Source organism: Aequorivita sp. IT1282 (genome assembly GCF_058068205.1).
Genome location: NZ_JBYRHR010000004.1, coordinates 68,813 through 81,323 on the forward strand (window position 1 = coordinate 68,813; position 12,511 = coordinate 81,323).

7 protein-coding genes are annotated in these 12,511 nt (G+C 37.0%); 3 read left to right on the top strand and 4 right to left on the bottom strand.

Annotated elements, in window-relative coordinates:
• The first annotated feature begins 50 nt into the window (after nt 1-50).
• On the top strand, nt 51-2,474 hold the full coding sequence (locus AC3RVG_RS09725) for a beta strand repeat-containing protein (RefSeq protein WP_489691271.1): 2,424 nt from the start codon (nt 51-53) through the stop codon (nt 2,472-2,474).
• A gap of 137 nt (nt 2,475-2,611) precedes the next feature.
• Here AC3RVG_RS09725 and AC3RVG_RS09730 read toward each other — a convergent pair whose 3' ends face one another.
• Together AC3RVG_RS09730 and AC3RVG_RS09735 are read right to left on the bottom strand one after the other, a co-directional pair.
• On the bottom strand, nt 2,612-3,280 hold the full coding sequence (locus AC3RVG_RS09730) for an RluA family pseudouridine synthase (protein WP_489691272.1): 669 nt from the start codon (nt 3,278-3,280) through the stop codon (nt 2,612-2,614).
• 10 nt (nt 3,281-3,290) lie between these two features.
• Entirely contained in the window at nt 3,291-5,150 is a 1,860-nt protein-coding gene (locus AC3RVG_RS09735) for a cystathionine beta-synthase (RefSeq protein ID WP_489691273.1), read from the bottom strand.
• A 505-nt stretch (nt 5,151-5,655) separates the two neighbouring features.
• Here AC3RVG_RS09735 and AC3RVG_RS09740 point away from each other — a divergent pair.
• Complete coding sequence (locus AC3RVG_RS09740) at nt 5,656-6,474, top strand: ice-binding protein (RefSeq protein WP_489691274.1); 819 nt, start codon at nt 5,656-5,658, stop codon at nt 6,472-6,474.
• 163 nt (nt 6,475-6,637) lie between these two features.
• Here AC3RVG_RS09740 and AC3RVG_RS09745 read toward each other — a convergent pair whose 3' ends face one another.
• Nucleotides 6,638-8,095, bottom strand: coding sequence for an FAD-dependent oxidoreductase (locus AC3RVG_RS09745; RefSeq protein ID WP_489691275.1), 1,458 nt, complete (start codon nt 8,093-8,095; stop codon nt 6,638-6,640).
• A 478-nt stretch (nt 8,096-8,573) separates the two neighbouring features.
• Between AC3RVG_RS09745 and AC3RVG_RS09750 the strand changes: the two genes are divergently transcribed.
• Complete coding sequence (locus tag AC3RVG_RS09750) at nt 8,574-10,508, top strand: M1 family metallopeptidase (RefSeq protein WP_489691276.1); 1,935 nt, start codon at nt 8,574-8,576, stop codon at nt 10,506-10,508.
• Between the two features lie 162 nt (nt 10,509-10,670).
• Here AC3RVG_RS09750 and AC3RVG_RS09755 read toward each other — a convergent pair whose 3' ends face one another.
• Entirely contained in the window at nt 10,671-12,509 is a 1,839-nt protein-coding gene (locus AC3RVG_RS09755; protein WP_489691277.1) for a M56 family metallopeptidase, read from the bottom strand.
• Between the last annotated feature and the right edge of the window lie 2 nt (nt 12,510-12,511).

Consider the following 12,511-nt stretch of genomic DNA (forward strand, 5'->3'; position numbering starts at 1 on the left):
GAATTTGAATTATCTATCTTGACAGTAACTAACTAATCAAATTATCTTTTATGAAACGCTATCTTATATTCTTCTGGCTATTTCTATTGACGTTGCCAGTCACCGTTTTTGCACAAAATCCATTTTCCACCTTACTTGAAAATCAACCCGATTACTCTATAGATGATCAGGATGTTCAGAGTGTTGTAATTAGTTCGACAGATTCTGAAATTCAAGGTTCGTTGGGGATTGGAGTTGATATTCCAGCTAATTATAATTACGGTTTTGACACCTTCGTCTTGGCTGAAAATAATTTAAGAATCTATTTTAATGATACTAGTACTTCGGCTAGCTTTCCATTGAACGACTGGCGAATTACAATCAATGACATTAATAATGGTGGCGCTAGTTATTTCGGAATTGATGATGCTACCGCTGGTACTAATCCATTTAGGGTAATGGCAGGAGCAGGGAACAACGCGCTATTTGTAAGTGATACAGGTGGAAATGTTGGACTGGGTACTAATACTCCAGTGGTAGAACTTCATATTGCAGATGGTGACACACCAACAATGAGGCTTGAACAAAATGGAGATTCAGGATTTACACCACAAACTTGGGACATTGCAGGTAACGAATCTAACTTTTTTGTTAGAGATGTAACTAATGGAAGTAGACTTCCTTTCAGAATACAACCAGCGGCACCAACAGGTTCGCTTTCTATAGGTTCTAATGGCAATGTTGGTATTGGAATGGGTGGAACTGCTTTTCCAAATGTTAATGCCTCTATAGATTTAAATGCAACAGATAAAGGTTTGCAATTAAATAGACTTACCACCGTAGAAAGAACTGCACTGGGAACTGCTTTGGGCACTTCGGAAGTTGGTGTAATTGTTTTCGATACAGACGTTTTAAGTGTTTACACTTGGGATGGCGTAGCTTGGTCTACCGGCGGTGCAGGCGGAACGGACAATCAAGGAGCAGATGTTTTTCAATTGAGCGGTAACGACCTCGAACTTTCTTTAGAAGATGATGGCGTAGCAACACAAACCGTAGATCTTTCAGTGTTTTTAGACAATACGGACGACCAGGGAGCTGATGTTTTTCAACTTAATGGAAACGATTTAGAACTTTCTTTGGAAGATGATGGGGTAGCTACACAAACAGTAGATCTTTCAAGCTTTTTAGACAATACAGACAACCAAAACATAGCTGGTTCTGGTTTTGCGGCAAATATGTTAACCGTTGGAATTTCTGGCGGAACTTCAGAAACCATAGATCTTTCAACTTTAGACAATCCTGGAACAGACGATCAAGGAGCCGATGTTTTTCAACTTAATGGGAACGATTTAGAACTTTCTTTGGAAGATGATGGGGTAGCTACACAAACAGTAGATCTTTCAAGCTATTTAGACAATACAGATAACCAAAACATCACTGGCTCAGGCTTTGCGGCAAATATGCTAACCGTTGGAATTTCTGGTGGGACTTCAGAAATCGTAGATCTTTCATCATTGGATAATTCGGGAACAGATGATCAGCAAATATCGCTCGCAGGAAACAATCTAAACTTGGAAGATGGTGGAACAGTTAGCCTAGCAAGTTATTTAGACAATACAGATAACCAAAACATCGCTGGCTCAGGCTTTGCGGCAAATATGCTAACTGTTGGGATTTCAGGCGGATTATCGCAGACTGTGAATCTTTCAGCCTTAGATAATTCTGGAACAGATGACCAACAAATATCTCTCGCAGGAAACAACCTAAACTTAGAAGACGGTGGAACTGTTAGCCTAGCAAGCTATTTAGATAATACAGATGGCCAAAACATCGCTGGTTCAGGATTGGCAGGAAACATTTTAACTATTGGAATTTCAGGTGGAGCTTCGCAAAATGTGGATCTTTCTACTTTAAACGACGTAGGTACAGATGACCAACAACTTTCGCTTGCAGGAAATACTTTAAACCTTGAAGACGGTGGCAATGTAGATCTTTCTGCCTACTTAGATAATACAGATAATCAGAGCGTTACAGAATTTTCACTAGCGGGTACTACATTAAAATTGTTGATTGAAAATACAAGTTTTGTACAAGTAGATTTGTCAACTATTTTATTGCCGTTGGAAATACAAAATGCAAACCAGCAGCAACAAATTGACGACCTTATCGCTAGAGTTGAGTTCTTAGAAGGCTGTGCTTGTACCTTAGGAGTGGAAGATGTAAACTTAAATAGGAGCGAGGCATATTTATTACAAAACGTTCCAAATCCGTTTGACAATTCAACACAGATAGGCTATAACATTCCTTTTGCGTTTGATAAGGCTGAAATAATAGTAACAAACACCCTTGGGCAATTCATCAATAGAATTCCAATCAATAATGTAGGTGAAGGTGTTTTCAACATAAATAGAGCCGGACTCAGCGCTGGAGTATTTTTATATTCGCTATACATTAATGGAAAAAGACTAGACACCAAAAGAATGATTATTGAATAAGTTCTTCGGAAATGTAAATTATAAGAAACCTTCCAATTGGAAGGTTTCTTTATTTATAACGTTTAGTAGTTTGGCTTATAAGCTTTGTGATCGCGCGGAAACTTTTTTGAGCAGTAGAATCGTAGTTACTACTAATTTCAAACAGTTTTATATGTCCAAAATTTGTTTTTTGGCATTGGTGCTTCAAAGGTTTTCATTTCTTGAGAAGCAGCGTCTTGATAGCTTAATTTCCAGGCGTGAAGGCAAACAGATAGCGGTAAGTATTTTTGATCGGAACCATATTTTTCATCTCCATAAATGGGGAGTCCTATATTTGCTAATTGGGCCCTTATTTGATGAAATCGGCCAGTTTTTGGTTTTACTTCTAATAGATAACCAAAATCGTTTTTACCTATAACTTTATAGGAAAGACTGCATTCCAGAGAGTCTTTTGATTTTGACGGAACAATATCCGCTCTTTTTTCAAGGTTATTTTTTACAAGAAAATTATGTAAGTTTTCCTTCTCTTTTAGTGGCTTATTTTTAACAATTGCCAAATATGTTTTTTGAACTTTCCGACTACTAAACAGCTCATTAAATTCAACAAGAATGCTTTTTTTCTTTGCAAAAATCAACACGCCACTAGTAACGCGATCTAATCTGTGTATAATCCCAACAAAGGGCTTTTGTTTATTTTTGGCAAGATGATTAAAAACTTGATCTTCAACAGTGCACTTCTCATAAAGACTCTTTTCAGTTATCAGTCCAGCCGTTTTGTTTACAACTATGTAATCAATGTTTTCAGATACTATTTCAAGGTTCGGCATTTATTTGTTGCTAAATTTCATTCACAAATTTCAGGAACACCTTCTTATGAAGTTCAAGATCCAAATTAGGTGAAAGTGATACACGCACAATATAATCTTTATCACCTTCTTTTGTCGTCCCTTGCGTTGAAGTCGCGGGTACCGTCCAGTAACATCCTTTTAATTGTCCGTAACTCACGCAGAATTTACTTTCATTAGGAATTTCTGTAATCATTAAATTGATTAATTTAAGATTCAACGCCCTTTTATACGTCTCTCTTTCTTCAGCCGTATTTCCTTTTGTGGGAAGATCTAACGAAAACACCGAAGGCGTAAATCCTTCATTCGCCAATTCTTCTGAAACAAAATTGATTTTTGCGGCTGGTAAAACTTCGTGGATGTAGTTTACAAATTCGCGTGTATTTTTATACGCATCAACTATTCTTTGGTTCATTGAAGGTAATTGCTTCGCCAATATTTCATATTGAAGCGCTGTAGCTTCGTTGTCGCAAAGATCTAAATGCATGTCAATTTTATTCATCAAAGCTTCCGCCTTATCATTTGCTACACAGTAGCCCGCAGTACATTTCCCTCCACTTGGGAATTTTGATCCGCTAGCGTATGAAATAGCTCTAATTGTTGAAAGTGTTTCGCCTTCACCTAAAAAGTGAAAATTCGGACAAAATGTTTGATCTAAAATAAAAACAGGTTCGATGGCAATTTCACCTTTACTTGTTTTTCGTTTTTTACTTAAAACCGATTTCAATTCTAAAAGATCTGGAACTTCAACTCTTGGGTTAGTGGGAATTTCTGCGATTATATAAGGAACAGCATCGTCGCTGGCAATTTTATCTAAAATGCTATCGATGCTTTTAACCATTTCGTTATCCCCATCCACAGGTAAATCTACTATCTCTACATTATCGAGGCACGCAGCAACACGACGTGCTTGGTCATTTGTACCGCCGTAACAATTAGGAGGAACAATAAATTTTATCGCCTTTCCTTTATGGTTTTCTAAAGCATCGTGAACGAGCCCCATCATTATAGCATACTGAATAGATAATCCGCTAGAAGCAACTAGGGGTTTTATCTTCGTGTCTGTAATCTCTTTGAGTGAATTTAAAACACTTGTTTTATTTGCCTCGTACTGACTGCTATCAGTATTTGTAGTTGCTTTCTCTAATGAAGACTGTGATACGAATAATTTTAATGCTTCAAGACTATTGGCTGGCGTCATTGCAATTGTCTCTCTTCTTCTTACGTGTTGAATATCTGAAATATAACTTTCATTTTCTTCACCGTTCACTATTAAAATGCTTCCAAGGTGCCCATGAAGACTGATGAAAAAGTCAATATTTGGAGTGAGATTAACAGTGCCAATTTCATCTTGTTGTGAAATGAAAATAGTACTGCCGTCAAATTGAGAAACATTTTTAAAGTCTTCAACTTTCTTTAGTTCAAATTTATAACCATAAACTCTTCGCAGTACTTCGGCATCAAACGATACAGGTAATTCGCCTTTATACAGTATTTGGGTATTTTTATTATCGAGTAAATTTGTTCTTAAAATTGCCAAAATAGGAATTGTCTTGGACGAAAAGCTAATCACATTTTCAGAATGTAGCTTATTTAATTTAGCAATTCCCCATTCCAAAATGCTAGATAAAGGATGTCCTAAACGAATATAGTCGTAAGCTGTGGGTAATTTATATAGTGAAGCTGAAGTAGCATTATTGTCATTAAATAATGCTTCAAATTGATCTAAAAATTGAGTTTTAGCTAAGCTTTCATCATAAATATCAAGCCGATGGGTTGTTAAATTCAACCAATCTGTTGGCATATTTTTTAATACTTCTTCAATATAATTTAGCATTTTATTCTCTTTCATAATTTCAACTTTAAATAGGGCTGCAAGATACATGAATTAGATTTTTTTGAAACCGGTGTCCAAGTTGTTTTGTTACATTTTGGCTAACCTTTATGACTTTAATGAAATTTTCAACGATTCGTATTTTTAATGCTAATTATAGATGAAAAGCAAAAATGTTCAAATTCATAATAAACCAATTCAATCAAGGTATGTAACCAAAAATCAGATATTTATGAATACAGAATAGTATAAATACGTTTTAAGAATATCTTCAAAATACCCTAAAATAATCGCTAAAATGACCGTTTATTTCGACGAACTACAATATTTTATTCCCAAGAGTATCCCAATTGTCCTTTGAGCCACTTAAATAGTCGTAGGTTTGATCCTATAAAATACATAGTGACATATAATTAACTATATCATTAAAATTACTTTTAGATATAATGATTGTATCCATTACAATATTCAAACCTTAACCATTCCCTCGTGATAATTAAGTCACGAAAAATAAAACCTAATTATGAAACTTAAAATTATATTACCAGCCTTAGCATTAGTATTTGTTGGATTTTTGGCCAGCTGCGAACAGAGTGAAATGAGTGACAGTGCCGCTGATTCGAACGCGATTGTAGAAAGCACCGCAGATCTACCAAATAATTCTTCGGATAAAAATCCGGACAGTAAAAAAACATTAGAAGTAGTAAACCTTGGTGTTGCAAGTAATTTTGCGATTCTAACAAAAACAGGAATAACGAGTGTCTATAAATCTGCTATTACTGGCGATATAGGTACAAGCCCAATTACTGGTGCTGCTATGGTTTTAGCCTGCGACGAAGTGACCGGGAATGTATATTCTGTAGATGCTGCAGGTCCAGCTTGTAAAACTACAAGCGCAAGTATGTTAACAACGGCAATAAGTAATATGCAAACTGCATATACTGACGCTGCCGGACGTACTACTCCAGATTTTGTAAACTTAGGCGCCGGAAATATTGGTGGTGAAACACTAACGGCCGGACTTTATAAATTTACAAGTTCTGTAGTTATCCCAACAGATATTGCACTTGCAGGTGGACCGAACGATGTTTGGATATTTCAAATTGCTGGAAATCTTGATATGAGTTCTGCCGTAAACGTTACCTTGAAAGGTGGTGCACAAGCTAAAAATATTTTCTGGCAAGTTGCTGGGGAAGTTACTTTTGGAACAACTAGCCATTTTGAAGGAAACGTATTAGGACAGACAGGAATTCATTTAAGAACGGGTTCTTCAATAAACGGAAGATTATTGGCTCAAACTGCGGCAACGCTTCAAAAGAGTACGGTTACCCAACCACAATAAATTAATATGTATTGAAATTTAAGTTGAAATAACAACTGCAAAGTCAGTTAATTTCAGTGCTGTTTTTAAATTTAGAAAAAGGATTTGGTCCAAAAACCAGATCCTTTTTTTATATAAAAATGTTCCATCCAAAACTTTCGCCTAAGTACGTAGCCTAAAGTTTTTATGCTGTTGTATTCTTTCTTTTTAAACATCTTCCTCTTGGCTCATCACCCTCGTGAAGCACAATATCGGAATGTAAAAAGGCTGCTGCAGCGGCGGAATCTTTTACTTTGGAAGCACTGCGTTCTAGCATTTCTGATTCAAAGGCAGTTAATACACTTTCCCTAACTCCAACTTCCCTCCATTGCGATAAGGGTCTACATCCTTGTGAAATACCACGAGCCAGCGCCAGCGCATCCAACAACGCCTGATTCGCACCTTGACCTTTAAACGGACTCATAGGGTGAGCCGCATCTCCAATTAATGTTATTGGGCCAACTTGTTCCAACATTTCTGAATTTAATAATTCTCGATCATATACGGGATAACCAGAAATCTGAGTTTCTGGGGTCGCCGCTAAAATCTGAGGAATTGGATCGTGCCATTTCGTTCTTTTACACGCTTCTTTTTTGAGTGCTTTAGTGCCTTTATTACTCAAGGCTTTTGCTTCTTCTTCCGGCATTGGAAAACTTAGTTGCCACATAACCGAATCTGACGAAAATGGCATTACATAAATCCGTTCATTACCATTGGCGGTTTGAAATACAGTGGCCGAGTCTAATAAAGAATTATCTAAATCTTCAAGCGCATCTAAACTACATATACCCAATATTACAATGCAGTCTAAGTAACGTAATGGCGTTACATCTTCGCCAATTAGCAAGTTACGCACAACACTTCGAATACCATCTGCACCAATTACAAGATCTGCCTTGACGCTTTTCATCTGCCCGTCCACTTGAAAATTCAGATTAACAGTTTCGTCTTTACTTTCTTTAAAATCTATTAATTCGTGCCCCCACTGCACCGCATCATTTCCACCTAATTGCTTCAGCAGTGCTAAGCGTAAAGCCTGTCGTGCAATATGTACATTTGTGCGTTTCGGAGCCATTTTTTCATCTTCAGGCGTCCATTTCCGCATACCCCATTCACCAATCACTTTTCCGTCTGTAGTATGAACAACGTGTCTTGTTGAAATAACCCCTTCTTCTAATGAGAAAATTCCAAATCCTTCAATCGCTTTACTAGCTTGTTGCAAAGTAAGTCCATAACCTTGAGAACGAGTATTGAAACCACTATCGCGTTCATAAAGAGTGAAAGGAATGCCTCGGTGCAAACAGGCCACAGCAAGTGCCACACCGCCAATACCGCCACCAATAATAGCAACGTGCGGGTAATTTTCTTTATCTGCTATGGGATGGTTAGCAGATTGCACCAACCCAGATCCAGAACAATTTAAACATGAATTTAAGTGACCTTTAGGACGAACAGGAGGCGTTCCTTCGCCATTCGTTCTTTCAAATTGAATTAATGCATTTTGGTAGGCGAGTCGCATTTTCTTGCGAATTCTCTGGCTTTTTTTGCCGCGTCCATGACATTCTGGACAGGTACTCCAGCTGGTCTTTTCGTTGTTCTTCATTTTTAATTCTTCTTCATTTAACGTATTGTATAAAGTGATTAGGCGTTAATAAGAATAAATTTCACATATATTACAAATCAATTGTATTTCGTTTTTTCTTAATTTTCCTATCTCAAAATAATATTTTTCTGACTTCGTAAAGATACAATTGCACTTCGATTTATGGGTAGATTGCACATTTCTTGTAGCTTTTTATAAACTAAAGTTTTTCCAGGCAATGATGTTTTACCGATTATTAAAATTTTAATTATTCTTAAATTTTAGGACTTTCCCATTCGTAATGCTGACTACACACGAGCATAAAAGTATGCGTTTATCAAATTTTTCTAGTTAACCGATTTCATTTTTATTCATTAAGTCTTGGCTGAAAAGCTTTTCATTTAGCTTCAATCTATTTTAGACTCTGTAGTACTTTCTTTAACACCAATTTCAAATTGCATTTAGTACATTAGCTCACTATTTTTAAAATTATATTCTAATGAAATATTTCGCTTACGGAGTTTTTATCACGCTGCTTTTATCCACATTTTCTTTCACGCTAACCGCACAGGAAGTAAAACAAAGCAATCAGCAACTATTTGATAATTTCAGTTACAGACAGGGTAATGTGTATCGTTCTGCATCTGGAAAACCTGGACCAGAATACTGGCAGAATTCAGCCGATTATAGTTTGGAAGCAACACTGGACGACAAAAACCACACGGTTTCTGGCAACGTAACTATTCAGTACACAAATAACAGCCCCGAAACATTAGATTTTATATGGATTTATTTGGAACAAAATCGGTTTACCGAAAATTCACGAGGCACGCTAACCACCGCAGTACAAGGCGGTAGATACAGTGGCGACGTGGAAGGCGGTTTGGAATTGAAAAATGTTTCAGCTAAAACAACAACCGGTACTTCTTCAAAATATTTAATTACAGATACCCGAATGCAACTTTGGCTGGATAAGCCTTTGGCCGCAAAAGGAGGGAAGGTTGAAATAAAAATGGATTTTAAATTTAAAGTTCCTGTAGAAGGTATGGACCGAATGGGGCGTTTGGAAGTTAAGGACGGCACTATTTACGCTTTAGCACAATGGTATCCGCGAGTGGCAGTTTTTGATGATGTTGTAGGTTGGAATACTGATCCGTATTTAGGGGCAGGTGAGTTTTATTGCGAGTACGGCAATTATGATGTAAAAATTACTGCGCCAGCTAATCAAACCGTTGTTTGTTCTGGCGTGTTGCAAAACCCAAAAGAGGTGCTTACAAAAGAGCAACTTGATAGATGGTCTAAAGCAGAAAAAAGTGACGAAACCGTTTATATTATAAAACCAGATGAGGTGGGAAAACCCATTGCACACGCCAAAAATAGCGGTACACTCACTTGGCATTTTAAAATGGAAAATACACGCGATGTAGCTTGGGCTGCTTCAACTGCTTTTATTTGGGATGCTGCCCGAATGAATCTTGGCGAAGGCAAATCAGGGTTGGCACAATCTGTATATCCAAAAGAAAGTGATGGCAAAAAAGCATGGACGCGATCTACCGAATTTTCAAAAGCTTCTATAGAATTTTACTCAAATAACTATTTTCCGTATCCGTACCAAAATGCAATAAACGTTGCGGCAAGCGTTGGCGGCATGGAATATCCTGGGGTTAGTTTTTGCCACTATAAAAGTGTCGATGAAGATTTGTGGGGCGTTACAGATCACGAATTTGGACACAACTGGTTCCCGATGATTGTTGGTAGTAACGAACGCCGTTACCCTTGGATGGACGAAGGTTTTAATATATTTATAAATCATTATAGCACCGCCGCTTTTAATAATGGCGAATTCCCCACACGTTCAGACAGTCCAAAAAATTTAGTGGGCTATTTAACTTCCGAAAATCGCGAAGGCATAGACACTTATCCTGATGTGGCGAACGCCAGAAACCTAGCCTACACAGCTTATTATAAACCAGCCGCTGGGCTCTTCTTGCTTCGCGAATATATAATAGGGCACGAGCGTTTTGACAATGCTTTTAAAAGCTATATTAAAACGTGGGCGTACAAACATCCACAACCAAACGACTTTTTTAACCATATGGAAAATGTGGTAGGCGAAGACTTATCGTGGTTTTGGAAAGGATGGTTTTATGGCAACGGCAATATAGATTTAGGTATTTCTGAAGTGAAGAAGTTTCAAGGAAACTATTTAATTACGGTGGAAAATACGGGACAAGTTCCAATGCCAGTGCAACTCCAAGTTATTTATGCCGACAATTCAAAAGAGGAGATTTTACTTCCGGTAGAAATTTGGCAACGCGGCAATAGCTGGTCACATTTATTAAAAACTACAAAAGAAGTAAAACGCGTGATTTTAGACCCAAATAAAATCTTGCCCGATGTGAATGTTTTAAATGATGCTTGGAATAGAATCTAAAAGATTAAAAGTTTAAAAAAGGACGCCTCTAAACTTTAAAGTTTAGAGGCGTCTTTTTTTTGTCTGTTCGAGCCCTTCGGCTTCGCTCAGGATAAACTAAAGACTAGAATTCCTGCAAGGTGTAATTGCGAGGCACGAAGCAATCACCTTGTAGGTATTTATTTAGCACCCACCTATAATTACCTTCGGATATTGGCTTACATCTATAGTTGCTTCGTTGCTTTTTTGAACCATTATAATTGCTTCTTCCGCACTGTATTTATGAGGACCAATATAAAAAGTAGCTCCTCTCTTTGCCAGTTCCTTTACGTATTCAACTGGGTTTGAATTTGGCGGTGGCGGAGCTTGGGCTGCCGTATATAAATTTCCGTTTTCTGCTGAAGGAACTTTTGGAGCTGGTGGAGGTGGGGGAGGCGGAATATTGCTGTCCTCTCCTTTCTTAACTATTGGAGCAGGCGGTGGCGGCGGAATACACTCTGGAAAAGATTGTGCATTTGCTTTTTGTGCATCTGTCATTTTTCGATAGATATTTTCCAAACGCTCTAAATCTTTCTTTTTAATAATGCGTTTTTCAATATCCACTGCGTTGTATTTAATTGCCAGTTCGTTGTATTCGGCGAGTTCGGCTTCGGTGGCTTTTTGTTGAATTATTTCCCCAGTGTTTTCGTTTCTTTCCTCAGGTTCACCAACTTGAACTGACCAAGGATTGTTTTTATCATTTTTCACATTAGCGCTTGTAATAGTTTTAAATTTTTCACGCTCTATTGAACGCTCTTGATACAATACTTCTGCTTCCTCAGCGGTTTTTCCTGATAGGGAATTCACTATAAAATTTGTATCCAAATTTGCATCTTCCATGTTTTTTAAGTGATATATACTTAAGTTTCTATAATTGCTAGCTTGGAGTATTTCTATGATGTTTTCAGCTAAATCATTATCTTTTTCATCATATAGTCCTACATTGGCAGATAGATATCTTTGCTTTTGCTCAGCTGTTAAATGTGTATTTCGTTTGTTGATTTCGGTTTTAAGATCTTCAAGTTTAACAGGAATTCCGTTTAAAGTTAGTTTTGTGTTGTGGTCAATTACAATCTTAATATCTTCAATGGTGTCGCTTGCAAAAACGGCGCTTTTTTCAGCTTGTTCTATTAAAACTTCTTTGGTGCTAAACCCGTAAATTAATACAGCTAGCAGTGGCAACAGTAAAATACTGCGAAACCAAATGGCTCTTTTTGAGGTGTGTGTTTTCATAACTGTAAATCGTTTTTTGATAGATGAATAATTGATTGAATGTGCCAACGATGGCGTATAAGCATTTGATGAGAATGCCAGTAATATTTTTTGATAGTTTGAAGTTTGCGCACCCGCTTTTAATACGGCACGGTCTGCTAAAAATTCGTGGTTTAGTTTAATGCTTCTTTTAATGAAATAAAACAGCGGATTAAACCAAAATACTATCTGTAAAAGTTCAACCGCAATTACATCTAAACTGTGTTTTTGGCGTGCATGAGTTTCTTCGTGAAGCATTACTTCTGCAGGAATATCCTGGTTTTCAAATTGTATTTTGTTCAGAAATATATAGCTAAAAAATGTATGTGGAATTACTTTTTCTTTTAAAAGAATATTGATGAAACGCGTGTTTTTGTACTTCGGATTCTTCCGAATTTTTTGAATTAAACTGAAAAGATTTCTGAAAAATTTCACACTAAAAAATAAAACTCCCAACCCGTAAATCGCCCAAATAACATACGGCCAATAATTGATGGTTTGTTCAGCTTGCGTAAAAATAATTTGTGGCGCTGCTTCCGAAGAAATTTGAACAACCGGTGAAGCTTCAACGTAGCTTGTAAAAGTGATGAGCGGAATTAAAAAAGAAGCCAATAAACTTCCCGATAAATAAAAACGCTTAAAATTATGAATGGAAGTATTTTCCAAAAACAGCTTGTAAAAAGCGAAGAACAGTGCGAGGCAAGCGGCAGATTTTAAAAAATAGAGTTCCATAA